Below are 24869 nucleotides of genomic sequence, written 5' to 3'. Positions count from 1 at the left end.
GCTGAAGCAGGAATGAACTCCCTGTTTGCCCAACTCGCGCTGGCTGACATCCACAAGGATGTCGCTCGAAACATCGTATCCCTGTTGCAATCGCAGGACCTGTTCGATGATCTCACCGCTGACCCAGCAGAGTGGTTGTTGGCGCAGAAGGTCGAAGACGAAATTAAGCCACCTCCATATCGATCGCGCACGCCCATCCTTGATCGCCCGTTTGAGGATGCCGAATGGTTCAATGCCATCATCTGGCCGTTCAAGCATTGGCAAGAAAGCCGGTTTTCTGAGGGGACCTACGGCGTTTGGTATGGATCAGACTCTGTCGAGACGACGGTTTATGAGTCCGCCTACCACTGGTATCGGGGTTTGCTGAGTGATGCCGGATTCGAGCGTATGACAGTAATCGCCGAGCGCAAGGTCTACTCAGTGGCATGTAATGCAGCGCTGCTGGATTTCCGGAAAGCCGCCGATGGTCATACGGATCTCTTGCATCCGTCGGACTACGCGTTTTGCCAGTTGGTAGGGGCGAGGATTCACCGCGAGGGGCATCCCGGTCTTTTGACGCAATCTGTCCGCAGACCCACAGGGGAAAATGTGGCGATCTTCAATGCCGACGTACTGTCCAACCCCAGGCACAACTGCCAACTGATCTACCGTTTGGAGGGTGATCAGATTTCGGTGGAGAAGCAGCTTGGAATAGCGTGGGTCAAATTGGATGTGGCTAGTTTTTCATAGGTGCCGCGTTTGTTGCGCCACGCTCCGGGGGGGATTGTCAACTTAACGGTGATCGTGATGCAATAGATCCATGAATACCGTGACCTTCGCTATGACTGTCATCACTGTCCCATGAACATCATCAGCCAGTATGTCTGGCTGTATTTTTGTTTTTGCCTCAGCTACCGGGATGTTGAGGAGAGGATGGCGGAGCGAGGTGTCGTGGTCAGCTATGAAGCCATTCGTACCTGGTGCAGCAAGTTTGGCGGTGACTATGCACGCAGACTGCCTGCTCGGCAGGGTCGAGCGGGTGATACCTCGCATCTGGATGAGTTGACAAGAAAGTACACCCCGATGCATCGTTACCGATAAACAGGGGAGCTATGCGGCAGCCAAAGCGGATGTGATGCCGAGTGTTGAGCATATTCGGGATATGGGCACCAACAACCGGGCCGAGAATTCTCATCAGTTAACACGAGAACGGGAGCGACTGAGACGTCGTTTTAAGTCCCCTGGTGAGGCGCAGTGGAGAGAGCCGACTGTTTGACTAAGCGTACGTTTTTACGTACTGTAAACAGAAGGAGTTAAGATATGGCTACAATAACCGCAAGTGAAGCACGAGTGAACCTATACCGATTGATAGATCAGGCGGTAGAGTCACATTAACCCATCGTCATTTCGAGTAAGCGCGCTAACGCCGTGTTAATTTCTGAAGAAAACTGGAGCGCCATCCATGAAACTCTGTATCTATTAGCAGTACCAGGGAAGCGTGAATCGATTAAAGAAGCTATGGACGAGCCGCTAAATAACAGTAAAAGAGTTTTGAAGTGGTGATGTGGAATTTGGTATATTCCAAATATGCCATCAAAGATGCTAAGCAATTAGCAGCTGTAGGAATAAATGATAAGACACACGAGTTGCTGGATAGTTTAGCAATTGATTCTTTTCACAATCCTTCTTCTTATGAAAAACTTGTTGTCGATTTACACGGAGCCTATTAACGAAGAATTAATACTCAACACCGCTTAGTTTATGAAGTGCTTCGTGGAGAAAAAACAGTTCGTATTTTAAGAATGTGGACTCATTACGAATAATTATTTTGGAGCAATAATAATGTCCTTACCACCTTGTCCCATTTGTAACTCTCAATATACTTATGAAAATAAAGGAATTTTTATTTGTCCTGAATGCGCACATGAATGGACACAAGGACATTCAGATACTGTAGATTCAATCATTATAGTACGTGATGCTGTTGGAAATATATTAAAAGACGGTGATACCATTACTGTAATGAAAGATTTAAAAATAAAAGGATCTTCACAAGTGGTAAAGGTAGGAACAAAAGTAAAAAATATTAGGTTGGTTGAGGGGGATCATGATATTGATTGTAAGATTGAAGGTATAGGTCCCATGGGACTTAAATCTATCTTTGTAAAAAAAGCTTAAAGAACAGGCGATAGGTAATCTAAAGTTGGACGTGAAAACTTATTATGTCCAAAGCGTTTAATTAACAACTGATGCTTTGGTTGCAATCGGTCTCTTGTCGTAATTGCGCCAAAACTTCAGTTGGTTGGAATACGTCATCTGATGTTAAAGGATGGGGGGCACTGGCATTTACTGTTGCCACCTCTTTCTGCGCTCATGTCGGTGACTATCGGCTTTTGGACAGTCATTTTAGTAATATTGACCAGCTCCTTTCGACCGGCTAAAGAGTATCAACGTTAAATTTAGAGGTGAAGTAGCCAGCCACTCTCGAGGGTAATATTAGGTATTGTTTTTATCAAGCCAGTCAGCAAAAGTGTCAGGAATCATTCCATGTATTGCATTGCGGCTCTACCCCAAATAAGGGGGCACTATAATCAATTTAGTCTAAACTAACTCCTTGGTTTTGCGTGTCTTTAATAAACACTTCAATTCACATTACAAATAGCGTACCGGTAAGAATAAATTCAGGAGGGGCGTTTGTTTTTCTGAATGATGACTAATCCAATCCCCGCCAACACTGCGATGGAAGAGATGGTTAGTCGAAAAGTTAAGTTTTCATTAAGCAGTATTACAGCAAGTAAAGAGGCTAAGATGGGGACACTTAACTGAATTGATGCAGCAAAAATAGAGGTTAATTTAGGTAATATTGCATACCATATTGAGTAACCAATACCAGAAGCGATAGCCCCTGATAATAGGGCGTAGATGACACCCTGCTGATCGTAATGATGATGTGGGTACAGCATGAAACCTATCAAAATAAAAGGCAGCGTTCTTAAAAAATTACCGAAGGTATCGGCGATGGGTGCGCTACTTTTTTTCCCTTTTATAGAATAAATCCCCCAGGCAAGCCCAGCGACAATCATCAGTAAAGAGCCCACCACAGGTGGAGCGGTCATTCCGGGCCAAAACAACGCTCCAATTCCAACAATAGCTAATACAAAACCTGTTGTTTGGATAGAATTAAATCGTTCTTTTTGCATCAGTCCGTAACTCAACATAGTTAACTGAACAGACCCAAACAATAAAATGGCTCCAATCCCTGTTGGTAGAGAAATATAGGCAACAGAGAAGAATAGTGCATAGATAAATAATGCAATTGATGAAGTCCAATTACCACTCTTAGCAGAGAGAGGGTGTTGATAAAAGTTAATACAACCTAATACAAGGATTCCTGACAGTAAACGAATAGCGGTAAAGGTGACAGGATCAATGGTGGTACTTTTTAAAGCCATTCTACACAGTAAGGAGTTGCCAGCAAAAGCTATCATCGCGATGGCGGTGAGCCAAAACACATGGAACCTGTTCATAAAAAAACCCAAGAAAAAATGGCTGTTTGATAAGAAAAACAATTTGTGTTAACTTTTCAGAATGTTAACAACATTTCTCAATAACAAAACTATAACTCTTAAGTTACTGGTCGTCACTTTTTTATTCCAGTCTCTTTTGTTGGCAGGCGCTTTTCAGTCTTTGACCTTGAAGGCTGCGGCTAAGGGTGACACGGTTATTCAGATCTGTAGTGGTTCTGGATTAAAATGGATTGATGTCAAAGATACTAATAACCAGGATCACCCCTCCCACTCTTCAACGCATTGCCCGTTATGTAGCGTTTCTGCTTTCACCAAGTCAGATATTCAACTGCCAATGGCTAGCGCTAAGCCATTGGTGTTGAGTCAAGAGTCTCAATCTCCCTCTCCTTTCATCAAGCTAAACCCCTATCACCTTCCCCCGTCCCAAGGTCCCCCTTTTTCAGTGTGATTGTTCATCAGAAGAGTTTAATTTAAGCCAAATCATTCATGGGTTTTTTCTGTGATGATTCCTTAGATTCTTAAAATAAGGACTAGACGTGCTCATATGATAAAAAGAAATCAACTGTATTCCATTTTGCTATTCCTTGTATCGTTCAGTTATTTGTATTTGGTTAGCATACATCATGCCTACGCCTGTGCTTGTGGATGTGGGATGTTCGATCAAGGTTTACCCAGTGGCCTTGGGCTGCCATCGGGGGGGAGTAAGGGAGTATTTAATTTACAAGAAACTTTTTTAGATCAGAATAAGCCCATGTCAGGAACCAGTTCTCTTCCTATTTCTCAAAGCCAAGATAAAGAGATCAAGACACAATTCACTAACATGAATGTTCAATATAATTTTAATCATGAATGGGGCATGATGGCGATGATTCCTTACTGGCATCGGACGTTCTCAAGTGATACTAACTTTGGACTAGGGTCCCCTGTGATCCAAAATTCACAGACCAGAGGTCTTGGTGATATAAGAGTAATGGGTATGTATACCGGTTTTTCAGATGATCTGTCGAGTGGTTTACTAGTAGGTTTAAAACTGCCAACGGGAAACTTTAATGCGGTGGGTTTTGACCGAGACACTCAGATTGGCTCAGGGACAACCGATGCCCTGTTAGGTGGGTATAAGGTGGGCCAGCTTAAATACTGGGGTTGGTACACCCAAGGAATCTATAGGCGCGCACTCGATGTCAGAAATGGATATCGGCCAGGAGACAGTCTACAGCTTCTCACGGGAGTCCATTACGATAACTTGAGAGCCATTCCAGGACTCATCCCCTTCATACAACTCAATGGCACTATTCGTTACGCAGATACGGGGATCAACAGTAATCCCTATTACACGGGATTAAGAACCCTATATATAGCGCCTGGGGTGATGTACAACCTGAACCGTCATTGGCAACTGAATACTTTATTCTATATCCCGGTGTATCAGGAGGTCTCTGGCATACAGTTGGTCCCCCAACAAATCCTTAGTATGGGTGTTAGCTACAACTTTAATTGAGGTCTCGTCATTGAAACAATTGCTATGAATAAACTATTTAGAGTACTCATTTTCATTTATGTGGTTTTGTTAAACATGAATGATTGTTTGGCTGTTGAGGTGGGAGAGATGGCCCCTTCATTTAGTGCCCAGTTGTTTTCTGATAAAACAGTAACTAACAGCACCTATGCCAAACAAGTGGTATTAATCAATTTTTGGGCATCATGGTGTGATCCTTGCCGTCATGAATTACCTATTTTAAGGGCATTTGAACGCAAACATTTTCAGGATGGATTTAGGGTCTTATTGGTCAGTATGGATGATGAATCTGACTTAAAGACAGCCAAGGAGATCATAAAAAACGATGATTTTGATTCAACTTGGATCCAGCAAGCGGACTTTACGCATTTTGACAGAATATGGCGTATTCCTTTAAGTTACTTGATTGACGGGAATGGTAAGATTGTTAAAGCTGAGTGGTATGAAGACAACGATGGTTTTACCGAGCAAACCCTTGAGACAGTAATAACCCCTTTACTCAATCATTAAAACGGAGAAGTCAATGAAAAAAGTCATCATAGGTTTATTCTTGTTCATGAGTGCTTTCAGCCTCTGGGCTAACCCCTTGACAGGAGATATTGATATTATTAAAGCCTATGCCAGAGAGACCGTAACAGGGCAAGAGGTTGGAGCCATTTACCTGGTATTGAAAAACAACAGTAGTAAAGAGATTAAATTCACCGGGCTCAGCACTCCTGCAGCAAGTCAAGCTGAAATACATGTGATGATGATGAACAATAATGTGTCTTCCATGAAGCACCAAGCTTTCATGATAATTTCACCCAACAAAGAATTACAAATGTTACCCGGAAAAAGTCATATTATGTTGCTAGGCTTGAAACAACCTTTAGTGAAAGGACATACCCTTCCAGTGACCTTACATTTCGCTAGTCACCATGATATTAAGCTAAATATTCCAGTTTTATCCATTGGCGAGGGGATGGAAAATATGAAAGACATGAAAGACATGAAAGATATGAACATGTAACGTTGCCAATTATTGATCCACATTATGGAAAGTAATTAAGCGCATTACTTTCCGTTCTTTTTCCCCATCAAAACCACACTCCACGGATCTATTTGAATTCTCATAAGTACCAAAGAGAATATCCCAGATAGGAATACTGTAATTATTATTATGTTTGTATTGTTCATGGTGGATCCGGTGCATCTCGGGTCGCACCAGAAAATACCCTAACCATTTAGGCGTTTTGATATTGGTATGTTCCCAAAAGTCAAAAAAAGAAGTGATGATCGATGTGAGCACAGCTGCCTCTGTATCAAGCCCAAGCACAAGATAGGAGACCGTATTAATAATCAGAGCAGTTGACATAAAGTCTAAGGGATGAGCATACACAGCGGTTAATGATTGGATTCGATAGGTACTGTGATGAACCTGATGGAAAGTTTTCCACAATAAATCGGAGTGATGGCGGAGTCGATGCCACCAATAGACGACAAAGGTAATCATAAAGTAGCCAACAGCGCCTTGAATGAACAGGGGCTGTTGGGTTAAAAAGGTAATCTGTAACAGATGAAATAATGAAAGATTATGATGGATAAAAACATGATTACCTATCAATAATGTCAAAAAAATCCCCAAGCCAGAGAAAACACCTAGCCGGAATAACCATGCCACATCCAGTTTGTAATGGTGTAAGGGATAAAGTCGCTCAACAATAATCAGTGGCAGGACACTAAGAATAACGATAAAAAAAGGAAACTGAAGAATTTGTCTCATAGAAGATATTGATCAATTTTTTTTACAATTATAACAAGGAATGAGAGTCTTCAATTTTGATTTAATTTGGATTGGTTTTGTCCTAAACTGTTAGGTCACAAGTGTTTAAATGATCAATGATATGATGGATTCGTGATAATCAAGGATGGGACCGTGCTGAAAAAGTCATCGGGTATTTTATTAGCTGCACAGCCATGATAAACATTTAGAGGTGTTTGGGACCATGACATTAAATAATGAATTACTGGAAAATGTCCCGTTTGATGAAATTAACATCGGACAATCCACGAAGTTAACGCGCACCTTTACCGACCAAGATAGTCAAGAGTTTGCCGGCATATCACAGGATCTTGGGCAGAATCGAGCGGATAGTAATGAGTTAGATTTGTCGGGTAATCTGCAATTAATGGCCTATGGCTCATGGATCAGCTCTCTTGTGTCTAGACTGGTTGCAACCCATCTGCCCGGGTCAGGATCCCAATACCATGCTCAGAGTTTCCGCTTTATTAAGCCCATTCAATTGGGTGATACAGTCAGTGTCAAGGTAACAGTAAAAGAAAAAGATTCGTTGACTAAATTAGTCACTCTACACTGTCTTGTTGACAATCAACATGGTGAAACGCTAGTCACCGGAGAAGTCACTGTGAGGGCTCCATTGATTAAAATCACACCGCGAAAAATTATTGTCTCCTCACAAAAAGACTTTGATCCCTTAAACAAAATCAGAGAATTTTTAAGACTAACGGACAATTTAGCACCCATTGTATGTGGCGTTGTTCATCCCTGTGATCAGGAGTCCTTAGCCGGGGTGATTGAAGCCGCTCAACACAATTTAATTATCCCAATATTGATTGGTTCCAGTTATAAAATAAATCAAGTGGCAGAAGCGTCGCAACTGGATATTAAAGCATTTACCATTATTGATACCCCCCATAGTCATGCCTCCGCGGAAGTCGGCGCCTCCATGGCGGAAACGGGTCAAGTAGAGGCCTTAATGAAAGGCAGTCTGCATACCGATGAGTTAATGCATGCTGTTCTAGAGAATAAACACTTACGAACCAAAAGACGTGTGTCCCATATCTTTCGCTTTGAGGTGCCCTTATATAGCAAACCTATTTTAATTTCAGACGCAGCGCTTAATATCAAGCCCAATCTATTAGAAAAAAAAGATATTGTACAAAACGCCATTGATCTCTCTTATATGCTGCAACAGGAACATCCTTATGTGGCTATTCTCTCGGCCATCGAAACAATTAACCCTGATATTCCATCGACCATGGATGCGGCTGCGTTGTGTAAGATGGCTGATAGAGGGCAGATCACCGGGGGAGTATTAGACGGCCCCTTGGCCTTTGATAATGCCATTTCCTTTGAAGCGAAGCGAATCAAGCATCTGGTGTCATCGGTAGCAGGACAAGCGGATATTTTAATTGTTCCTGATTTAGAGTCAGGCAACATGTTGAGTAAACAATTGGAATACTTATCCGGGGCAGTGGTGTCTGGGGTTGTGTTAGGGTGTAAGGTGCCCATTGCCTTAACCAGTCGAGCGGATGGCCCTGCAACCAGAACAGTGTCGGCTGCCCTAGCAAAACTTGTTGCACACCACTACCGTAAGACTAAGCCCTAATCATGAAGACCTTAGGGCATGCAATACTGGCTGTCAACGTGGGATCCTCCTCCATCAAGTTTGCCTTGTATTTAATAGTCAATCGCGCCATAGATCAGCCTGTAATTAAAGGTCAATTTGATCATTTAATGCATGCTATGAATGCAAGAATTCAGTTCAGTCATGGGGGGCAGAGTGATAGTGAAGAGTTTTATATTGCCGAACACTCGGATAAATTTGATGTGGCACTTGAACAACTCACTCATCTATTAGAGAAATTATTCCCCGCAATCCAAGTGGTGATTGTGGGCCACAGAGTGGTGCAGGGTGGGGACAAGTATTTCCGTCCTGTCGTTGTTAATGATGAAGTATTAGAGGATTTGACTCACTATATTCCGTTAGCGCCGTTACATCAACCACATAATATTGATGGCATTAAAATATTCTCGCGGTTTTTTTCGCAAGCCAAGCAAGTGGCACTCTTTGATACAGCCTTTCATCAACACTTACCTGACGTAGAAAAAACATTCGCTATTCCATTAGCCTTAACACAACAGGGAATCAGACGTTACGGGTTTCATGGACTGTCCTATCAGTACCTCTGCCAAGCCCTAACTCAATTAACGCCGGCCATCACTAAAAAAAGTATTTTGATTCACTTGGGTAATGGCGCGAGTATGTGCGCTTGTGTGGACCGACAGAGTGTTGCGACCTCTATGGGATTTAGTACCTTAGATGGATTAATGATGGGTACTCGCAGCGGCGCGATAGATCCTGGCGTTCTGCTTTATTTGTTAAAAAAACAGTGGTCCTTAGAGCAGTTGGAAGCGCTGTTATATCAAGATAGTGGACTCAAAGGCGTATCGGGTATTTCGTCAGATATGCAAATGTTACGCAATAGTGATGCCGCGGAGGCCTCATTTGCTATCACCTTGTTTACTTACCAGATTGTTAAATATATCGGTATGTTAGCGGCCGTACTCAATGGAGTAGATATGGTGGTGTTTACAGGAGGGATAGGAGAGCATGATGCTCAATTAAGGTTGGCAGTGACTGAACAACTCACTTATTTAGGCTTGAGGATTGATCAAGACAAAAACTCCCATGCCAATGGTCTCTATCCTGAAAAAATAAGCACCCATGACAGTCCCATAGAAATATGGGTAATTGCCACGGATGAGGAATTTATTGTGGCACAGGAGTCCTTGAATCTCTATGTCTGACACAATGAGATACTTTGATTTACTTTTCTTTTTGATTTAGGTTATATTGATTTCTTTTAAACGATTTTCATTATTATGAATAAATTACTTGTTAAATTAAGTCACCTGATCATCCTCTCTACGCTGTTGGCCTCTTGTTCCAACAGTTTTATTGCGGAAAAAACCGGTGCCGATGAAGTTCGTATGCTCTATCCCAATCAAGTCAGTAGTTGTGATTTCAAGGGTAAAACTCGCGTCAGCGTGATTGACAAGATTGGGTTTATCGATCGTGATCCAACCGCTGTGGAACAAAATCTCATTAAGCTTGCCCGCAATAACGCCATAGAGATGCATGGCAATGTGATTACCACCACTGAAGTGCCGGTGGAGGGTCAGCAATCCTTTAATGTTTATTATTGTAAAGACCAATAATCGTTTTACCCTTGCTCTGTAGAGTGATGATGAATAAGATACTGAGGATGAGCGCGCTGGAGAGTTGAATTCTATCTAGCGCAAGACCGCCGTTGCTTAAGGGTTTATCTAAATAGTCACCTACCACTGCACCAAAGGGACGTGTTAGGACAAATGCAGACCAAAACAAGAAGACACGTGATAACTGAGTCAATTGATATAACAGCCCTAAGGCCAGAATGATGAGGCCAAAGAGTAAGGAGCCCTTAGAGAATCCTAATCCAATCGTATCGGCAGTCCAGTCCCCCAAAGCGGTTCCTAGGGTTTGCGAGAATATAATGGTAATCCAGTAACACCCTTCACTTCTTTTGCCCTGAATCTGTGCCACAGACAAGCTTTTATCGAAGTAAAACCATACCACTAAACTCGTCAATAAACAGACAAGCAGTATGCTCGATCCTCCCAGATAGCCAATACCCAAGCTGCGGTCAACAAAATCAGCAAGGGTGGTACCCAGTGTTGTGGTGGAAATAATCACGGCCCAATATAAATAGGGATTAAACCGTTGATGATGTATTTGTAGGAGTACTAATACAACAACTAGACAGATGAAAATAACTGTACTAGTGAGATAACCAAGGCCCAGAGACATGGAGACGGCATCCCCTCCTGTTTCACCTAAAGTGGTAGCTAAAATTTTAATGAGCCAAAACAATAGGGTCACTGATGGGACTTTTGAAAGCGTAGAGTGTGATGTCATGGGTCAATATAATTTAAAGTCAAATTCAACAAATAACTCAGTATAATGAAAAACCATGATGATTAAAATATTGCCTCTTTTCATTTAAGCCATGTTAAACAATAAGCAAAACTTATATGCATTATCTTTAGGCGCTTTAGGTGTGGTCTATGGAGACATTGGCACAAGTCCATTGTATACATTAAATACTATTTTTACCGCAGGCAAACATCCCGTCACTTTAAACGCTGACAACATTCTTGGCATTCTATCGCTCATTTTCTGGTCCTTAATGATTGTTGTGTCCTTTAAATATGTAGCTTTTATTATGAGAGCCGATAACCGCGGCGAGGGCGGGATTATGGCGCTCCTCGCTTTGGTTCTGGGTAAGCTCTCTGAGACGGGAAACGCCAGAAAAACTATTTTAATTTTAGGGCTGTGTGGCGCGTCATTGTTTTATGGTGATGGGGTCATTACTCCAGCCATCTCAGTACTCTCTGCCGTTGAGGGATTGCAAGTGGCGAGTCCGTCCTTTAAAGACTATATCGTGCCCATTACCTTGGTCATTTTAGTGGCTTTGTTTTTTATTCAAAGAAAGGGTACGGCAAAAGTGGGGGCGTTATTTGGGCCCATTATGGTCGCGTGGTTTTTTCTCTTGGCGTTACTGGGACTCTTGAGTATTCTGGAGCATCCTGGTGTACTGCATGCGCTTAATCCACTCTATGCTGTTAATTTTCTCAGACAGGACTTACTAATCGGGTTTTTATCCTTGGGCGGCGTCGTGCTCGCCTTAACAGGAGCTGAGGCGCTGTATGCTGACATGGGCCATTTTGGTAAAAAACCTATTCAATTAGCTTGGTTTTATCTGGTATTGCCTGCCTTAGTATTAAATTATTTTGGGCAGGGAGCGTTATTAATCGCTAACCCCAAAGCCATTGAAAATCCTTTTTTCTTATTAGCCCCTCACTGGGCGCTGTATCCGATGGTGGTGATTTCAACGATTGCCACCATTATAGCGTCTCAAGCGGTGATCTCCGGGGCCTTTTCCATGACCGATCAGGCCATTAAGTTGGGTTACGCGCCTCGCATGGAAACGCAGCATACCTCCGAGGATGAAATTGGTCAAATTTATGTGCCTGGCATTAACTGGTCTTTGATGGTGGCAGTCTTATCCTTAGTCTTGGTGTTTAAGTCCTCCGCAGCCCTGGCGGCGGCTTATGGAATTGCCGTGACTGGAACCATGTTTATTACTTCAATTTTGGCCTTTATTGTTGTCCATAAATTATGGGGGTGGAGCATCATAAAAGGAGCTCTGTTAATTTCACTGCTGTTATGTATTGATGGGGTTTTCTTTAGTGCAAACTTAGTTAAAGTGGAAGAGGGAGGGTGGTTACCGTTGTCCTTTGGCTTACTGATTTTTACGTTAATGACCACCTGGAAGAAAGGTCGAGTGATTTTAGCTCAGCGTTTAAAACGTGAAGCCATTGACCTGATACCCTTTGTCAACAGTGTATCGGGAGACTCCATTACCCATGTCCCCGGTTCGGCAGTGTTTCTTACCAGTAACCCAGACGGTGTCCCCAGTGCCTTGATGCACAACATGAAGCATAACAAGGTCATTCATGAAAAAGTGGTTGTTCTCGCAGTCAGAGTTCTGGATATTCCCCATGTCCCTGTGGAGGAACGCATTCTTTACAATAAAATAGATGACGTGTTTCATCAAATGACCTTGAGGTTTGGCTTTATGGACGAGCCCAATGTGCCCTTGGCTTTGTTTTCTCAACGCCATGTTATGTTGGAGTCCTTTGAAACGTCGTTCTTTTTATCCCGTGAAACCTTAATTCCCAAGACGGGTTCTGACATGTCCTTTTGGCGAGAGAAGTTATTCATTGCGATGTTTAGGAATGCAGGAAGTGCTATTCCTTTTTTTAAAATCCCACCAAATCGTGTGGTTGAAATTGGCGCCCAAGTCGTGTTGTAATATGCCCAATCATATTGATCTCGTCGGATATATCGCCGCTTTTTTCACCACTGTGTCGTTTTTACCGCAATGTATTAAAACTCTACGCACCAAAGAGGTCTCTGGTATTTCCATCTATATGTATGGGATGTTTGTGTTAGGGGTACTGTTGTGGTTGTGGTATGGCCTGGAGACAGAGAGCTGGCCTATCACCATAGCTAATGCCATCACAGCTGCCTTAGCCATAGTGATTTTATGGTTAAAAATCAAATACACTTATTTTTGATGAATGTCGGGCAGGCGAGGCAGTGGCGTCCCATTCTTGGGTAAAGGGTATTGAGCCATATTCATTTCTAAGGCTAACAAGCTGTAATAACCAATAATTCCAGTAAGATCTACGGCTCCTTGTTGACCAAAGCGTTTTTCAACCAGATCATAAGTGTCATCAGATACTTGTTTGTTATTCAGTAGTTCTGTAGAAAAGTTATAGATAATTTGTTGGTCGGCACTGAGGTGTGAGGGAATTCTTCCCAGTCGAATAGCCGCAATCACTTCCTCTGGGATACCTTTTTTTTGGGCAATGGGTGAGTGAACGTACCATTCATAATCCTGTGTCCAGAAGCGTGCTGTGATGAGAATCACCAACTCGCTGAGGGAATGACCAATGGCAGAATGGTAACGCAGATATTCTCCCATTGAACTCGCTTCATTCATCAGTTTAGGGCTGTATAAAAGTGGTTCAAAGGGACCAAATATGGGTGTTTTTCGCGTATGTTCAAAAATCTTTTTGGCCTCCTGCTCTTCAAGAGAGTAATGATTGGGGTCAATGGTAGGTAAACGCTCCGCTGCCTGTGAGAGGGGTAGGGCGAAGAGGCAGAGAACAGTACATAGGTTGCGATATGTGTTACACATGGCGGTCTTTCCTATACGCGTGATTTATGATGAAAAAGAATATACATGACACAGAGCACGATCGCTAAGAACGGAATAAAACTATATAGGGCAATATTGAGCTCAATGAGCAGTCCCGTCACAAGTGCACTGACAGCGTAAACGGCAAAAGTGATGACTTGTCTTTTAGCGGAAAACAAAGATTCCTGTCGGTGTACGCGATGCCGACTTTGCATCAATGCCACCACTATACTGGTTAATGTGCTGGTAAAGACCACCGTTGAAATGCCTTCAATACTGACTTTTCTTGCGGAAATGCTCTGAATACCCATGGCCATGGCTGAGAAGGCAATCATGAGATGGAGTGTGATGCCCGTGCTGGGTTTATGGAATAAGACAACCATAACGAGATTAATCAGAAGAAACATTGCCTCCAGAACAAGAGTCAAGATGAGTTCATGGGTTTTCTGATTGAGTTTAATGAGCGCAGCCAAGGCCACTCCCGTTAAATATCCAATCAGGGCAATGAAAGAATTAACAGCAGCCACAAAGTCCCCAGAGCCCAGCGCAATGCCCAGTAAAGCGGTGTTACCGGTCATGGCGGAAGTAAATACTTTTTGTAATGTTAGGAAAGCAATCACATCCGTTGCGCTGGATGCCGTGGCCATGAGGGATAACAAAATATCTCTTTTATCCAGAGAACTGGTATTGATTGCTGTGGATTTTGTGAACATAGAAGTATATTGTATTACTTTTTTACAAATAAATGATCGGGATAGAACCTTAACTTGTTAAAAAAGGAGATGAGTTGGGTTTGTAAACAATGAAGAACTTTATTTTTATGATTTAAGTAAGTGTTGGTTATTGGACAGTATTCGAATACCTTCAACCACTTCTTGGCGCTGTTTAACATCAATGGTACTCATTAAACTTTTTACCCTGGTATAGAAAATAGGCATCACTTGTTTAACTTTGTTGGCACCAGCTTGCGTTAACTGAATACAATACTTTCGTCTATCCATGGGATCAATGATTCTCGTGATATAACCATCTCTCTCCAAGCCACTGATGAACCCTGTCATGGTCGCTTTTGTGACGCCGGCGTCCTCAGCAAGGCTACTGGGGCATGAGGTGAGATCATCTTGCCGAGTTAACAGTACTAACACCCACCACCTTCCCTGCAGCAGGGCATGTTCGTCAAGTAATTTGTTGAGAGATTCCGATAAATCAGAGGCAGATCTCATGATCTGCATAAAGTCAGAGAGAGAAGCAATATCTGCATCAGGATAACTTTCTTGAAATTTATTAACGGTTTCTGAGTTGGCGAGTTTTTTTAGTAAGAGCATTTTTTTCCTGGCATTTTATTTTTTATGAAACGTATATCCCTTTGCAGTCATACATGCTTGATACAATTCATCATTGGTTTCTGTAGTTATAACACTATTTCCCACGCTTGAGTAACCATAAGCGTAGGGAGCATAAAAACCCGGGTTTGACCAACCTTGCACCTGTTGGCTTTCTTTTAAACACTGATAGTGATCGATTTCTGATTGTTTGGGAACAGCGTCCTTCACCCAAACCCCTTGCTGGGCACAGCCTGCCATCATTAAGGTGCTCAAAGATATCATTAATATATAAGTTTTCATGATAGTACCTATGGTTTATCTAAGAATGCTTATTCGAGTTTACAATCACTGAAAAGTTCTTTATAAATCAATGTCAAATAGATTGCAACCACCTTATTCTGGAGCTCATGAATGATAAATGTTAAGGAATTATTATTCCACCCCATTGTTTTTGTAATGTGTCTCACTGCCTCTAATGTGTTTATGACTTTTGCTTGGTATGGACACTTAAAAAACTTAGCGGATAAACCTTGGTGGATGGCTGTTCTCGTGAGTTGGGGTATTGCGTTATTTGAATACCTACTGCAGGTGCCAGGGAATCGTATTGGACATCTGTTTTTTAATTTAGGGCAGTTAAAAATTATCCAGGAAGTGATTACCTTATGTGTGTTTGTGCCTTTTTCTCTATTTTATATGCATGAATCGTTTAAATGGAATTATCTGTGGGCAGGTTTGTGTCTCATGGGGGCAGTTTATTTTATGTTCAAATCGTAGTATTGGCTCGCCGTTGAGCATGATGTTCGGCAATATTCAGGAGTAATTCAAGATCCTGTTCATTGATATCCAGTAACTCTTTGTTGTTTTCTAGAGCATACTCAATATCTTCCCTGTCGATGGCAGACCATTGACTGGTGAGGGGGGAGGCGAGCGTTGATGGGGTATGATGGGGATAGGATTTGTTCACCAGATTGTTATACAAAAGAGCCATTAACGCCAATAGGACAGAATTTAACAGCGTTGGATAAATCACAAAGAGATAACCTAAGTGGTGGATAGTCTTGCCGCCAAACACGGCAGTGAGCGCGACAGCACCACTTGGGGGGTGAAGGCAACGTAGTTTCATGGCGAGGAGTATGGTCAAGCCCACGGCTAAGGCTCCCGCTATGCCTGTTGCGGGAATCAATAGGTAGCAAGTCACTCCGATCAGGGAGGCAATGAGATTCCCTCCTATAATGGACCAAGGTTGGGCTAAGGGGCTTGCTGGGACAGCAAAGAGTAATACCGCTGAGGCGCCCATGGGCGCAATAAACCATGGGTTCACTTCAGCTAGAAAATGTTTCGAGAGTACTTCAGTTATCGTTAAGCCTAATAGTGCGCCAAGAGGAGAAATGAAATAGTCTTTTTTAGGGAAATACATTCGTTGAGGAATGAATCTCCTTAACCAAGTTTTAGTGTGAAACATGATCAACCTATTTGTGTTGCTGAAAAGGAATCAGAGTCTCTGGGTTCATGAACTGATGTTCTGAAATCATTAAATCTGAGAGAAAACACTGATCTAGTTCCTGCAGAAAACGATACTGCGCCTTTTTCAGCACGCCCTTTAGTTTGCACACTGAAGAAATTTTACAATGATCTGTTTCCTGATCAAAACAATCCAGTAAATTCATGTCCGGTTCTGTGAGTCGGATGACTTCACCAATACTAATGTGACAACTCTCCCGTCCAAGGGTAATGCCCCCCGTTCTGCCACGAGTGGTTTTAATAAAACCGTTAAGACTTAATTGATGAACGACTTTCACGAGGTGGTTACGAGAAATTTGATAAAAGTCCGTTAACTCATTAATGGTTACAGATTTCTCCTTCTGGTGAGCGACATAGAGAAGAACTCTCAAAGAGTAATCAGTATAAGAAGTGAGTTTCATTGTCGTTTAGGTAAATAGAGTTCATCAAAATATATTTTATCTAATTTTAATGACCAGTTCTGAAAAATATTGACAAGTAGCGTTTTCAAATTTAAGATGTATCTATAATACATCTTTTTTAAGGCAGTGTATTCATTATTTCAACAAGGGAGAAAACAATGAGCTTATATTCAGAAATCGGTGGCGATGCAGCAGTCTCTGTTGCGGTGGATATCTTTTACAGAAAAGTATTACAAGATGAAAGAATTAACCGTTTTTTTGATGATGTGGACATGGAAAAACAGGCGCAGAAACAAAAAGCTTTTTTAACCATGGCCTTTGGTGGACCCCATCATTATACCGGTGAAGATATGCGACAGGGTCATGCAAGATTAGTCAAAATGGGATTAAACGATAGTCACTTTGATGCGGTGATGGAGCATATTGGCGCTACCTTAAAAGAGTTAAATGTGCCAGATCATTTGATTGCCCAAGCAGCAGCTATTGCCGAGAGCACTAGACATGATGTGTTAGGAAAGTAATGGGAACAAGGATCACTTTTCAAAACAACAGTTATCCTTGCGGGGATGAGTCAGTGCTGGATCGTTTACTCAAGGCAGGTGTATTCATCCCCCATTCCTGTAAAAGTGGTTTGTGTCAGGCCTGTGAAATGAAGTTAATAGAAGGAGAGGTGCCGCAGAAGTCTACAGCGGGTCTCTCTGATCATAAAATTCAGGCAAAACATTTTCTAGCCTGCCAGTGTTTTCCTGAACAGGATCTCAAGATTTCTTTAGTGGACGAGAATACTCAATGTATAGAGGTAACAGTCATTGATAAAGTTAAAGTCAATCGCTCAATCATAAAATTAGTATTAGAGCCTAAGGAGACAGTGAATTATTTGGCTGGGCAGTATTTACGACTCTATCAAACAGAGAGGGAATGTCGTTGTTACTCGATTGCCTCAAATCCCGATCAAGAGGATTTCATCGAATTACATATTCAGATCATTGCCAATGGCAAGGTATCTAATTGGATTGCCGAGGAGGTTATGGTGGGAGATACATTGCGCATCTCCGAAGCGATGGGATCCTGCATCTATCCTGATCACAATACTGCCTCTACCTTGTTTGTTGCCAGCAATTCGGGTTTAGCCCCCATCTATGGCATGATAAAAAAAGCGCTCAGTCAAGGGGATCAACAACCGCTTCACTTAATGCATGGCATCACCCATGAAAAGGATAAATATTTAGTGGCTGAATTAACTGCCCTGCAGCAACTTCATCACAATTTAACCGTTGATTGGTTTGATTACAGTCAGATTAAGGAAGAAAAACATCGCAGCTTTATTCATTTCGCGCTGACCCGCATCCCCTCACCCCAGGATTGGAAAGTCTATTTCTGTGGCCATCCCGAGTTGGTTTCTTATGGCAAAAAGCAGTTTTTTCTCAAGGGCGTCAGCATGAAAAATTTATACTCAGACGCTTTTCTGCCCAGTAAAGTTAATTAATCACCTGATCAACCAGTAAATTCACCACTAACCCTCCGGCAGTTAAAAAAACAAATAATATGCTGGCAAGAATAACGGGTTTTATCCCGGCCTGCCTGATGGCTGAGCGATGGGTTCTTAATCCCAGAGCAAACATCGCGGCAGCTAAAAAGAAGTCATCCATATAAATTCCCCCATGAATGAGTTCTGTGGGTAGGGAAACACTACTATGAATCAACGTGAGTAACAAAAACAGGATGGCAAACCAAGGAATCGTAATCTGTGTAGCGTGTCCTGTGTGGGGTATTTTTTTACGCATCACCACTGAGATGATAATCAGGAAAAAAGGCAGCATCATCACCCTTAGCATTTTCTCGGTTACCGCCAAATGGCTGGTATGTTCACTGATCGAGCGTCCCGCTACGACAACTTGCGCCACTTCATGAATGGTGGAGCCAAGGTAAGTCCCTGCAAGATGTTGTGACATACCACTGAATTGGAAAAGGAGTGGCTCAGCAAACATGGAAAGAGTACCGAAAACCACCACGGTAGCGATAGCAATAGAGACCTTATGTGCCTGAGCTTTAATGACGGGTTCCGTGGCTAAAATGGCTGCGGCGCCACAAATGGAGCTACCGGCTCCAATTAAAATCACTGTCTGCAGATCTTCCTTAAGCCACTTTTTGCCCACCCAGTAGGCGAGGCTAAAGGTACAGATGATCATGATCATATCAGTAAGAATGCCCGAGACCCCCACCTCAGCAATTTCACTAAAGGTCACTTTTAATCCATAGAGAATAATCCCTATTTTGAGTAGCTGACTTTTAGAGAAATCAATGCCCCAATGCACAGAATGAATAGAAGAGGCTGAGATCACATTACCCAATACCATGCCAAGCAAAATCGCAATGGTTAAAGTGGTGATATGGTGATGGACAAAATAGGGGGTAGCCCCAATGAACATGGCCAGCAACGCACCCGTAAAGGTGAACAGTATTCCTAGTACCTTAAAAGAAGTGGTATTCATTGTGGTCTTTAATATCCTTAACTAACACTATGCCGTTGAGAAATAATCCTTTTACATATTATGGAACCTCACTTATAATTACTCAAATTCATTAATTTCATTTAAACATTACTATAAGTTATGAGATTACCCTTTCAAGCATTGCGTGCCTTTGTTGAGGTGGTTGAAGCAGGAAGTTTTACTAGGGCTGCTAACAATCTCTTTATTTCTCAACCGGCTATTTCAAAGTCCATTAGAGAGTTGGAGGCATTGTTTGAGGTGAAGCTCATGGATCGATCCCATTCGCCGGTTATCCTAACGGATGCTGGTAATGCCTTGTTTACATTGAGTAAAAATATCTTTAATATTGAAAAAGTCATTATTCAGGACTTATCTCAACGCTCTCAATCTCGTCTGGGCAGTCTTTCCATCGGTGCCAGTACAACCATAGCCTCCCACTGGTTATCCCATTATTTAGTAGAGTTCTCACGTCGATATCCAGCAGTCTCTATCTCTGTCTTAAGCGGTAATTCACAACACATTGCGAAGCTATTAAAAAACGGTGAAATAGATGTTGGCGTGATTGAGGGGCCTATTCCCAACGAACCTGAGATCCAGATCATTAACTGGCGAAAAGAAAGACTGGTGTTGGTTGCAGCCCCACATTTCCTAGAGGGCAACACTATGACCAATTTGTCGGCACTTAAGTGGATCATGAGGGAAGAGGGTTCAGGGACAGCTCGCGTCACCCAAGAGTACTTGACTAAATTGGCCATACAGCCTGTCTCTATCATTCGAGTGGCCAATAATCTTGCTGTGTTAGAGCTAGTCCGTGCCGGTCTTGGTCTCGCCTTGCTACCTGAAATTATGATTAAAGAAAAAGTAATGCACAAAGAGCTGGTGGTGATCCCTGAGACATTGATCGGTATGGAGCCCTTCATTGAACGAGAGTTGAATTGGATAACCTTGACTTGGCGACATGAGACCCCACTGCGCAAAAGCTTTAAGGAGGTGTTATTTAACTTCCCCTTGGCTTAATATAGGAAGCATTAATTCAACACTAAATCCCGATTGATGGGGTAGGTTAGTGAATAGGGTGTTTCCCTCATGGGCTTTAAAAGTTTTTTGAGTAATCGCGAGCCCCAATCCAAAACCTGGCATGGCCGTGTTTCGTTGAGTGTTGCTCGCACGAAAAAAAGGTTGGGTGATTTGACTTAATTCGGATTCCTCAACCCCTTCTCCATCATCAATAATAAAAATTTTAACGCGTTGATTATTTGTTCTGTTAAAGCCAATGGTGACCCTATGACGGGCATGTCTGAGGGCGTTTCTCACCACGTTTTCAATAGCGTAATATAAGAGATTAGCATTACCCAAGAGCGGTATTAACTCACTCCTGGATAAATTGACGATCTCTTTTTTTAAGGTGTGCGCTTCAAAAGTGGCGTTTTCAATAATTTCAGCCAGTAATGGGTTAAGGGTCATGATTTCTTTTTGCTGTTGGTTAAGCCCCTCATCCAGTCGTGACAAGGTCAGTAATTCTCCAATTAATACATCTATTCGTTTGCATTCCCTCTCTATGCGGTCCATTTCATCATTATTGGTTGGGATGCTTTGTCGAAGCAGCCCCGTGGCCATTTGTAACCGGGTGAGTGGTGATCTTAATTCATGGGAAATGGTATGCAATAGTTTTGTTTGACTATCAATCACCTGCCCCAAATGAACGGCCATATGTTGAATATCGTGCGCTAATTCACCAAGACTGTCTGAGCGGTTAGTGAGTTGAGGGGCAAGCTCAATAGCGAAATGGCCAAGACCAACCTGTGACACCGTTTCCTTTAATAGCTCGATTGGGCGTGACAAATGACGGGCTAACAAAAAAGCAAATAACAAACTAGCTAGGGTGGCGCCAATTAACGGAAAGACCGGCAGTAATGGCCTATTCCCCCAGGGCGATGGAATATCCGCAACAAACAGAAGATAGTGATGGTTGCCTAACGTTAATGCTTGAACAGCATGATTGGTTAAAGAGGCATAACTTTTTTGATTCAAGGATTCTAACAACTCAAGAGGAATTTTTCTGTCCAGTAACTCTTTATGACTTGTGGTATCCACCACATACACAATTCGTCTGAATCTTTTCTTAAGGTAGTCCTGTGTCGCCACGACCCCTTGATTTTTTAAAGAATCGATAACCGGGTCGAGATAATAGGAGGCCCCATTGGTGAGATCTAGATTAGTCTCTGACAGCGGTTCATGATGACGGATATACCAAATAGCCGTTCCAGCGCCCCAAATGGTGATTAATTGGGCAATCCATATAACGAAAAAAAATTTCCAAAACAGTTTGTACATAACCCATCTTACTCAATAATAAAGATATAACCTTGTCCATGGACAGTTTTGATGGGATTTTTAGAGGCGTTGATCAGTTCTATTTTGTTTCTAATGCGGCTAATGTGAACATCGATACTTCTTTCAAAGCGAGCCAGGGGGTGCCCTAAACCCTCTTCGGATAATTGGGTTTTGGTGACTAATTTACCAGCATTTTTGATGAGTACTTCTAGTAAATTAAATTCGCTACTGGTGAGTAATAGTTCGGTATTTGACCAAAATGCCTGCCTTTTGCCTGGCCACAGTTGGCAATCATTGATGGTGATAACACGGTTATTTTCTTGCGGACTTTGGGTATTATGTGAACGCCTTAAAATGGCTTTAATACGTGCGGTTAACTCCCTCGGTGTACAGGGTTTGGGAACGTAATCGTCGGCGCCCAATTCAAGACCAATAATGCGATCACTGTCATCTCCTCGAGCGGTTAACATCAGTATTGGAATCAATGACAACTCACGTATTTTTTTTAAGGTTTCCAGCCCATCCATCCCAGACATCATGATATCTAGTATGATAATTGCGTAGTGGTTGTTTTTTAATAAGGCCAATCCTTCTTCACCGCTGGCGGCCAGACTCGGGTTGAACCCCTCACGCCGTAAATACTCAGACAACATGTCAAGAAGCTCAATATCATCGTCAATCAGTAAGACATTTTGCATGGGTGAGAAGACCTGTAAAGAATGATCATAAAGACATGATAAATAAGTTATATTAAATAGTCACACTATTCACTTATAATAAATTTGAATTTACATTATTTTTCAAACTGTATTAACACATTTACGTTTAAACCCGTCACTATGATAAATAGAATTCAACAATGAGGAGTTGTTATGAAAACATGGAAATTTGTGCTAATTACCACCTGTGTCTTGCTATGGAATAACGCGAGTGTTTATGCGCAAGGAACTACTGAAAAGGATAGCCCGCCAGATAATTATCAGCAGGAATTTATTGCGTCGAGATTAAATGACCTACACGATAAAATCCAATTAAGTGCGGATCAAGAGCAAGCCTGGAGCACATGGTCCTCTGGGGTCAAAAAAGACTTTTCTGACATGCATAAAATGATGCAAGACAAGATGGCGTCCATGCATCATAAACATGAATTAATGCTCACCACTCCAGAACGGCTAGAGGCCTATCAGTCCTATTTAAATCATCGCTTAGAGGCCTTACAAGAGCATGTTAATCGTGTTAAACAAGCTGCCGATAGAACCATGTCCTTTTACTCTGTCTTAGATAGTAAACAGAAGGTGATTTTTGATTTGTACTGGTCAAACTGGCAAGCTAACTATTTTACCCATAGTTACATGGGTGGATATAGCCATGGTGACAACACTCATTCCATGATGGGTTCGAAAGTGCCCATGATTAATCATTAAGTAAGAGATGATGATGAAAAAAATAACCATACTGTTGTGTGTGTGTTTCTTTTCACTTAACGTGGCACCCCTGGCTCATGCTGACAGAGGCTGGGGACTGGGTTTGGGTTTTTTAGCAGGGACGGTAGTGGGCTCACAACTGGCCTACCCCTATTATGGTAGACCCATAATTTACGCTCCTCCTACCGTGGTCTATTCACAACCCGTGTATGCCCAACCTGCGCCTCCCCAGGTGTTTCAATATCAACCCTCAGCGCCTGGGGGGGTATGGTATTTTTGTTCGTCTTTAGGCGCTTATTATCCCTATGTTTCTCAATGCCCCGAAGCCTGGCAAACGGTCCCGAGTACGCCACGATGAAAACACTGATACTTATTGCTGTCCTATTTGTTACTAGCATAATGACCTTTGCGGACGAAGGGAGACCCTTTCATGAGCGCCGTTTTGTTGAGTTTCATGAACGGGATGTGCATTTGTTTTATCCTCGTGAGTTGCATGTATGGCGACGGGGAAGATGGATAGAGGGGAGTCGTGGCGGTTTGGTGGGTTGGTGGTGGGTCATTGGGCCCCGCTGGTTTTATTATTCCGCTCCCGTTTACCCTTATCCTTTAATGGTATCGGAGAGAGTGATCGTGGTGAATCAAGCCCCCCCTGCTACCGCTGTGGTGACCCCTCCTCCCAATACCGTTTCTCCTCAGGGTACGACAGTCGTTCCCTCTCTGCCACAGAGTGATGCGCAGTTTAAATATTTCTGCGCACCCTTGAAAGGGTATTATCCCGAGGTTCCGCAGTGTCCTGAACCTTGGCGAAGAGTCAGTCCTATTCCTCCTGGACCCATTGCTCCATAATGGTTTTAGGAAGAGGGGGACAAGAACAATAAAAAGCTCTAGAATGAAATATGGTTAACGTTGGATAGATTTTTAAGGAGAAAGAAATGACTTTAAGGTTAGGAGACGTGGCTCCAAATTTTACGCAAGAATCCTCTATAGGTAAGCTTAATTTTTATGATTGGGCCGGAGATTCATGGGTGGTATTGTTTTCTCATCCTGCCGATTTTACCCCCGTGTGCACCACGGAACTCGGGTTAACCGCCAAATTGAAGCCAGAGTTTGACCGGCGGCATGTTAAGGCTATTGCGCTATCGGTGGATTCTCCCGAGCAACACGTTGAATGGATCAAAGATATTGAAGAAACGCAACACACCGTGGTGGGTTTTCCTATTATCGCCGACCAGGATAAATCCGTATCAGAGCTGTTTGATATGATTCATCCCAATCAGTCCCAAACGGTGACGGTTCGTTCCTTGTTTATTATTGATCCTAAAAAAGTTGTACGTTTGATCATTACCTACCCCTTGAGTACAGGGAGAAACTTTGATGAGATCTTACGTGTCATTGACGCGCTGCAACTCACCGATGGTTATACCGTCGCAACGCCGGGTAATTGGAAGGATGGGGATGATGTCATTATTCCTTTATCCGTTAAAGATCCTGAGGAACTGCAACGCAAGTATCCTAAGGGCTTTAAAGAAGTCAAAACTTACCTAAGAGTCACCCCGCAACCGAACAAATAAACAATAAAAAAGCCCTGAAATCTTTCAGGGCTTTCAATAAATTCGAAACTCAATTATTTTTTTGTCCACTTCGCAGTATCAAAAATGATAATAAGAAATGCTAAACCAGCAATGCTAATTATCTCATAAAGTGCCATGGTATCTGTATCAGGTATCATCTTCGTTCTCTCCAAATATTATCGTTGTC

Annotated in this window: 31 protein-coding genes and 3 pseudogenes; 22 read left to right on the top strand and 12 right to left on the bottom strand. The window is 42.5% G+C overall.

Annotated elements, in window-relative coordinates:
• Positions 1-12: 12 nt before the first annotated feature.
• The 5 genes and pseudogenes from FERRO_RS00250 to FERRO_RS00240 all read left to right on the top strand — a co-directional run bounded on the left by FERRO_RS00250 (position 13) and on the right by FERRO_RS00240 (position 2157).
• A complete protein-coding gene (locus FERRO_RS00250; protein WP_056928898.1) occupies positions 13-729 on the top strand; it encodes an RES family NAD+ phosphorylase in 717 nt (238 codons plus the stop codon).
• Positions 730-840: 111 nt separating this feature from the next.
• Positions 841-1234: pseudogene (locus tag FERRO_RS10585) on the top strand (DDE-type integrase/transposase/recombinase); the annotation flags it as partial.
• A 65-nt stretch (positions 1235-1299) separates the two neighbouring features.
• Positions 1300-1542: pseudogene (locus FERRO_RS10580) on the top strand (type II toxin-antitoxin system Phd/YefM family antitoxin).
• Positions 1542-1802 (top strand): annotated as a pseudogene (locus FERRO_RS10575) (Txe/YoeB family addiction module toxin). The pseudogenes FERRO_RS10580 and FERRO_RS10575 overlap by 1 nt, the downstream one beginning before the upstream one ends.
• 16 nt (positions 1803-1818) lie before the next feature.
• Positions 1819-2157 carry a zinc ribbon domain-containing protein YjdM gene (locus FERRO_RS00240; RefSeq protein ID WP_082601119.1) on the top strand — a complete coding sequence of 113 codons (339 nt, stop codon included), beginning with the start codon at positions 1819-1821 and terminating at the stop codon, positions 2155-2157.
• A gap of 503 nt (positions 2158-2660) precedes the next feature.
• On the opposite strand, the gene FERRO_RS00235 is transcribed toward FERRO_RS00240, so the two are convergent.
• A complete protein-coding gene (locus FERRO_RS00235; protein ID WP_056928896.1) occupies positions 2661-3506 on the bottom strand; it encodes a DMT family transporter in 846 nt (281 codons plus the stop codon).
• A gap of 61 nt (positions 3507-3567) precedes the next feature.
• On the opposite strand from FERRO_RS00235, the gene FERRO_RS00230 reads away from it, so the two are divergent.
• The 4 genes from FERRO_RS00230 to FERRO_RS00215 all read left to right on the top strand — a co-directional run bounded on the left by FERRO_RS00230 (position 3568) and on the right by FERRO_RS00215 (position 6031).
• Positions 3568-3954, top strand: coding sequence for a DUF2946 family protein (locus tag FERRO_RS00230; protein WP_056928895.1), 387 nt, complete (start codon positions 3568-3570; stop codon positions 3952-3954).
• A gap of 204 nt (positions 3955-4158) precedes the next feature.
• Entirely contained in the window at positions 4159-5004 is an 846-nt protein-coding gene (locus FERRO_RS00225) for a hypothetical protein (RefSeq protein WP_056928894.1), read from the top strand.
• Between the two features lie 24 nt (positions 5005-5028).
• Positions 5029-5532, top strand: a complete 504-nt coding sequence (locus FERRO_RS00220) for a TlpA family protein disulfide reductase (protein WP_056928893.1) — start codon at positions 5029-5031, stop codon at positions 5530-5532.
• A 13-nt stretch (positions 5533-5545) separates the two neighbouring features.
• Positions 5546-6031 (top strand): copper chaperone PCu(A)C, encoded by a 486-nt coding sequence (locus tag FERRO_RS00215; RefSeq protein ID WP_056928892.1) that lies wholly within the window; start codon positions 5546-5548, stop codon positions 6029-6031.
• A gap of 9 nt (positions 6032-6040) precedes the next feature.
• Here the strand turns inward: FERRO_RS00215 and FERRO_RS00210 are convergent, their stop codons facing one another.
• On the bottom strand, positions 6041-6784 hold the full coding sequence (locus tag FERRO_RS00210; RefSeq protein WP_056928891.1) for a sterol desaturase family protein: 744 nt from the start codon (positions 6782-6784) through the stop codon (positions 6041-6043).
• 223 nt (positions 6785-7007) lie between these two features.
• On the opposite strand from FERRO_RS00210, the gene FERRO_RS00205 reads away from it, so the two are divergent.
• From FERRO_RS00205 to FERRO_RS00195, 3 genes are all read left to right on the top strand, one after another.
• Entirely contained in the window at positions 7008-8411 is a 1404-nt protein-coding gene (locus FERRO_RS00205) for a bifunctional enoyl-CoA hydratase/phosphate acetyltransferase (RefSeq protein WP_056928890.1), read from the top strand.
• A gap of 2 nt (positions 8412-8413) precedes the next feature.
• Entirely contained in the window at positions 8414-9613 is a 1200-nt protein-coding gene (locus tag FERRO_RS00200; RefSeq protein ID WP_056928889.1) for an acetate/propionate family kinase, read from the top strand.
• Between the two features lie 75 nt (positions 9614-9688).
• Positions 9689-10024: a DUF4156 domain-containing protein gene (locus tag FERRO_RS00195; protein WP_056928888.1), complete on the top strand. Its 336-nt coding sequence runs from the start codon at positions 9689-9691 to the stop codon at positions 10022-10024.
• Here FERRO_RS00195 and FERRO_RS00190 read toward each other — a convergent pair.
• The gene (locus FERRO_RS00190) at positions 9996-10763 is read right to left on the bottom strand and encodes a COG4705 family protein (RefSeq protein WP_056928887.1); all 768 of its coding nucleotides are present in this window, start codon (positions 10761-10763) and stop codon (positions 9996-9998) included. The genes FERRO_RS00195 and FERRO_RS00190 overlap by 29 nt on opposite strands.
• A 91-nt stretch (positions 10764-10854) precedes the next feature.
• On the opposite strand from FERRO_RS00190, the gene FERRO_RS00185 reads away from it, so the two are divergent.
• Together FERRO_RS00185 and FERRO_RS00180 are read left to right on the top strand one after the other, a co-directional pair.
• The gene (locus FERRO_RS00185; RefSeq protein WP_056928886.1) at positions 10855-12723 is read left to right on the top strand and encodes a potassium transporter Kup; all 1869 of its coding nucleotides are present in this window, start codon (positions 10855-10857) and stop codon (positions 12721-12723) included.
• A gap of 1 nt (position 12724) precedes the next feature.
• Positions 12725-12988: a SemiSWEET transporter gene (locus FERRO_RS00180; protein ID WP_056928885.1), complete on the top strand. Its 264-nt coding sequence runs from the start codon at positions 12725-12727 to the stop codon at positions 12986-12988.
• Here the strand turns inward: FERRO_RS00180 and FERRO_RS00175 are convergent.
• The 4 genes from FERRO_RS00175 to FERRO_RS00160 form a co-directional block, all read right to left on the bottom strand.
• Positions 12979-13614 (bottom strand): carboxymuconolactone decarboxylase family protein, encoded by a 636-nt coding sequence (locus tag FERRO_RS00175; RefSeq protein ID WP_056928884.1) that lies wholly within the window; start codon positions 13612-13614, stop codon positions 12979-12981. The genes FERRO_RS00180 and FERRO_RS00175 overlap by 10 nt on opposite strands.
• An 11-nt stretch (positions 13615-13625) precedes the next feature.
• Positions 13626-14327 (bottom strand): YoaK family protein, encoded by a 702-nt coding sequence (locus tag FERRO_RS00170; protein WP_056928883.1) that lies wholly within the window; start codon positions 14325-14327, stop codon positions 13626-13628.
• A gap of 105 nt (positions 14328-14432) precedes the next feature.
• Positions 14433-14939, bottom strand: a complete 507-nt coding sequence (locus FERRO_RS00165; RefSeq protein ID WP_056928882.1) for a MarR family winged helix-turn-helix transcriptional regulator — start codon at positions 14937-14939, stop codon at positions 14433-14435.
• 15 nt (positions 14940-14954) lie between these two features.
• Positions 14955-15239 carry a hypothetical protein gene (locus FERRO_RS00160; protein ID WP_056928881.1) on the bottom strand — a complete coding sequence of 95 codons (285 nt, stop codon included), beginning with the start codon at positions 15237-15239 and terminating at the stop codon, positions 14955-14957.
• Between the two features lie 111 nt (positions 15240-15350).
• Here FERRO_RS00160 and FERRO_RS00155 point away from each other — a divergent pair, with 111 nt between their 5' ends.
• On the top strand, positions 15351-15713 hold the full coding sequence (locus FERRO_RS00155; protein WP_152975672.1) for a DMT family protein: 363 nt from the start codon (positions 15351-15353) through the stop codon (positions 15711-15713).
• Here the strand turns inward: FERRO_RS00155 and FERRO_RS00150 are convergent.
• Both FERRO_RS00150 and FERRO_RS00145 read right to left on the bottom strand, forming a co-directional pair.
• Complete coding sequence (locus FERRO_RS00150; protein ID WP_056928880.1) at positions 15703-16401, bottom strand: HPP family protein; 699 nt, start codon at positions 16399-16401, stop codon at positions 15703-15705. The two genes, FERRO_RS00155 and FERRO_RS00150, sit on opposite strands and share 11 nt — an antisense overlap.
• A 7-nt stretch (positions 16402-16408) precedes the next feature.
• On the bottom strand, positions 16409-16861 hold the full coding sequence (locus FERRO_RS00145; RefSeq protein ID WP_056928879.1) for an Rrf2 family transcriptional regulator: 453 nt from the start codon (positions 16859-16861) through the stop codon (positions 16409-16411).
• Between the two features lie 158 nt (positions 16862-17019).
• Here FERRO_RS00145 and FERRO_RS00140 point away from each other — a divergent pair, with 158 nt between their 5' ends.
• Both FERRO_RS00140 and FERRO_RS00135 read left to right on the top strand, forming a co-directional pair.
• Positions 17020-17382 carry a group I truncated hemoglobin gene (locus FERRO_RS00140; protein ID WP_056928878.1) on the top strand — a complete coding sequence of 121 codons (363 nt, stop codon included), beginning with the start codon at positions 17020-17022 and terminating at the stop codon, positions 17380-17382.
• Positions 17382-18347, top strand: a complete 966-nt coding sequence (locus tag FERRO_RS00135) for a 2Fe-2S iron-sulfur cluster-binding protein (RefSeq protein ID WP_056928877.1) — start codon at positions 17382-17384, stop codon at positions 18345-18347. The genes FERRO_RS00140 and FERRO_RS00135 overlap by 1 nt, the downstream gene beginning before the upstream one ends.
• Here FERRO_RS00135 and FERRO_RS00130 read toward each other — a convergent pair.
• Positions 18340-19353, bottom strand: a complete 1014-nt coding sequence (locus FERRO_RS00130) for a YeiH family protein (protein WP_056928876.1) — start codon at positions 19351-19353, stop codon at positions 18340-18342. The two genes, FERRO_RS00135 and FERRO_RS00130, sit on opposite strands and share 8 nt — an antisense overlap.
• Positions 19354-19473: 120 nt before the next feature.
• Between FERRO_RS00130 and FERRO_RS00125 the strand changes: the two genes are divergently transcribed.
• Positions 19474-20370, top strand: coding sequence for a LysR family transcriptional regulator (locus FERRO_RS00125; protein WP_082601118.1), 897 nt, complete (start codon positions 19474-19476; stop codon positions 20368-20370).
• Here FERRO_RS00125 and FERRO_RS00120 read toward each other — a convergent pair.
• Together FERRO_RS00120 and FERRO_RS00115 are read right to left on the bottom strand one after the other, a co-directional pair.
• Positions 20347-21687, bottom strand: coding sequence for an ATP-binding protein (locus FERRO_RS00120; RefSeq protein ID WP_056928874.1), 1341 nt, complete (start codon positions 21685-21687; stop codon positions 20347-20349). The genes FERRO_RS00125 and FERRO_RS00120 overlap by 24 nt on opposite strands.
• Before the next feature lie 8 nt (positions 21688-21695).
• On the bottom strand, positions 21696-22385 hold the full coding sequence (locus tag FERRO_RS00115; RefSeq protein ID WP_056928873.1) for a response regulator transcription factor: 690 nt from the start codon (positions 22383-22385) through the stop codon (positions 21696-21698).
• 174 nt (positions 22386-22559) lie between these two features.
• Between FERRO_RS00115 and FERRO_RS00110 the strand changes: the two genes are divergently transcribed.
• The 4 genes from FERRO_RS00110 to FERRO_RS00095 all read left to right on the top strand — a co-directional run bounded on the left by FERRO_RS00110 (position 22560) and on the right by FERRO_RS00095 (position 24682).
• Positions 22560-23111: a Spy/CpxP family protein refolding chaperone gene (locus tag FERRO_RS00110; RefSeq protein WP_056928872.1), complete on the top strand. Its 552-nt coding sequence runs from the start codon at positions 22560-22562 to the stop codon at positions 23109-23111.
• 10 nt (positions 23112-23121) lie between these two features.
• Positions 23122-23469: a hypothetical protein gene (locus FERRO_RS00105; RefSeq protein WP_160318077.1), complete on the top strand. Its 348-nt coding sequence runs from the start codon at positions 23122-23124 to the stop codon at positions 23467-23469.
• Entirely contained in the window at positions 23466-23957 is a 492-nt protein-coding gene (locus FERRO_RS00100; RefSeq protein WP_152975671.1) for a hypothetical protein, read from the top strand. Before FERRO_RS00105 ends, FERRO_RS00100 begins: the two co-directional genes overlap by 4 nt.
• 86 nt (positions 23958-24043) lie before the next feature.
• The gene (locus FERRO_RS00095) at positions 24044-24682 is read left to right on the top strand and encodes a peroxiredoxin (protein ID WP_056928869.1); all 639 of its coding nucleotides are present in this window, start codon (positions 24044-24046) and stop codon (positions 24680-24682) included.
• Positions 24683-24869 lie beyond the last annotated feature (187 nt).

This window comes from Ferrovum sp. JA12, assembly GCF_001431705.1.
Lineage (GTDB): Bacteria > Pseudomonadota > Gammaproteobacteria > Burkholderiales > Ferrovaceae > PN-J185.
Note: the sequence above shows the minus strand (reverse complement) of the source record. Positions and strands in the feature narration are given on the sequence as shown.

Coding starts and splice junctions, on each gene's coding strand:
- FERRO_RS00210 (WP_056928891.1), bottom strand. CDS start 6,784: ATGAGACAAATTCTTCAGTTTCCTTTTTTTATCGTTATTCTTAGTGTC.
- FERRO_RS00125 (WP_082601118.1), top strand. CDS start 19,474: ATGAGATTACCCTTTCAAGCATTGCGTGCCTTTGTTGAGGTGGTTGAA.
- FERRO_RS00175 (WP_056928884.1), bottom strand. CDS start 13,614: ATGTGTAACACATATCGCAACCTATGTACTGTTCTCTGCCTCTTCGCC.
- FERRO_RS00110 (WP_056928872.1), top strand. CDS start 22,560: ATGAAAACATGGAAATTTGTGCTAATTACCACCTGTGTCTTGCTATGG.
- FERRO_RS00100 (WP_152975671.1), top strand. CDS start 23,466: ATGAAAACACTGATACTTATTGCTGTCCTATTTGTTACTAGCATAATG.
- FERRO_RS00220 (WP_056928893.1), top strand. CDS start 5,029: ATGAATAAACTATTTAGAGTACTCATTTTCATTTATGTGGTTTTGTTA.
- FERRO_RS00215 (WP_056928892.1), top strand. CDS start 5,546: ATGAAAAAAGTCATCATAGGTTTATTCTTGTTCATGAGTGCTTTCAGC.
- FERRO_RS00115 (WP_056928873.1), bottom strand. CDS start 22,385: ATGCAAAATGTCTTACTGATTGACGATGATATTGAGCTTCTTGACATG.
- FERRO_RS00170 (WP_056928883.1), bottom strand. CDS start 14,327: ATGTTCACAAAATCCACAGCAATCAATACCAGTTCTCTGGATAAAAGA.
- FERRO_RS00180 (WP_056928885.1), top strand. CDS start 12,725: ATGCCCAATCATATTGATCTCGTCGGATATATCGCCGCTTTTTTCACC.
- FERRO_RS00230 (WP_056928895.1), top strand. CDS start 3,568: ATGTTAACAACATTTCTCAATAACAAAACTATAACTCTTAAGTTACTG.
- FERRO_RS00200 (WP_056928889.1), top strand. CDS start 8,414: ATGAAGACCTTAGGGCATGCAATACTGGCTGTCAACGTGGGATCCTCC.
- FERRO_RS00160 (WP_056928881.1), bottom strand. CDS start 15,239: ATGAAAACTTATATATTAATGATATCTTTGAGCACCTTAATGATGGCA.
- FERRO_RS00140 (WP_056928878.1), top strand. CDS start 17,020: ATGAGCTTATATTCAGAAATCGGTGGCGATGCAGCAGTCTCTGTTGCG.
- FERRO_RS00250 (WP_056928898.1), top strand. CDS start 13: ATGAACTCCCTGTTTGCCCAACTCGCGCTGGCTGACATCCACAAGGAT.
- FERRO_RS00185 (WP_056928886.1), top strand. CDS start 10,855: ATGTTAAACAATAAGCAAAACTTATATGCATTATCTTTAGGCGCTTTA.
- FERRO_RS00105 (WP_160318077.1), top strand. CDS start 23,122: ATGATGAAAAAAATAACCATACTGTTGTGTGTGTGTTTCTTTTCACTT.
- FERRO_RS00130 (WP_056928876.1), bottom strand. CDS start 19,353: ATGAATACCACTTCTTTTAAGGTACTAGGAATACTGTTCACCTTTACG.
- FERRO_RS00155 (WP_152975672.1), top strand. CDS start 15,351: ATGATAAATGTTAAGGAATTATTATTCCACCCCATTGTTTTTGTAATG.
- FERRO_RS00235 (WP_056928896.1), bottom strand. CDS start 3,506: ATGAACAGGTTCCATGTGTTTTGGCTCACCGCCATCGCGATGATAGCT.
- FERRO_RS00165 (WP_056928882.1), bottom strand. CDS start 14,939: ATGCTCTTACTAAAAAAACTCGCCAACTCAGAAACCGTTAATAAATTT.
- FERRO_RS00195 (WP_056928888.1), top strand. CDS start 9,689: ATGAATAAATTACTTGTTAAATTAAGTCACCTGATCATCCTCTCTACG.
- FERRO_RS00190 (WP_056928887.1), bottom strand. CDS start 10,763: ATGACATCACACTCTACGCTTTCAAAAGTCCCATCAGTGACCCTATTG.
- FERRO_RS00135 (WP_056928877.1), top strand. CDS start 17,382: ATGGGAACAAGGATCACTTTTCAAAACAACAGTTATCCTTGCGGGGAT.
- FERRO_RS00145 (WP_056928879.1), bottom strand. CDS start 16,861: ATGAAACTCACTTCTTATACTGATTACTCTTTGAGAGTTCTTCTCTAT.
- FERRO_RS00225 (WP_056928894.1), top strand. CDS start 4,159: ATGTTCGATCAAGGTTTACCCAGTGGCCTTGGGCTGCCATCGGGGGGG.
- FERRO_RS00150 (WP_056928880.1), bottom strand. CDS start 16,401: ATGTTTCACACTAAAACTTGGTTAAGGAGATTCATTCCTCAACGAATG.
- FERRO_RS00095 (WP_056928869.1), top strand. CDS start 24,044: ATGACTTTAAGGTTAGGAGACGTGGCTCCAAATTTTACGCAAGAATCC.
- FERRO_RS00205 (WP_056928890.1), top strand. CDS start 7,008: ATGACATTAAATAATGAATTACTGGAAAATGTCCCGTTTGATGAAATT.
- FERRO_RS00120 (WP_056928874.1), bottom strand. CDS start 21,687: ATGTACAAACTGTTTTGGAAATTTTTTTTCGTTATATGGATTGCCCAA.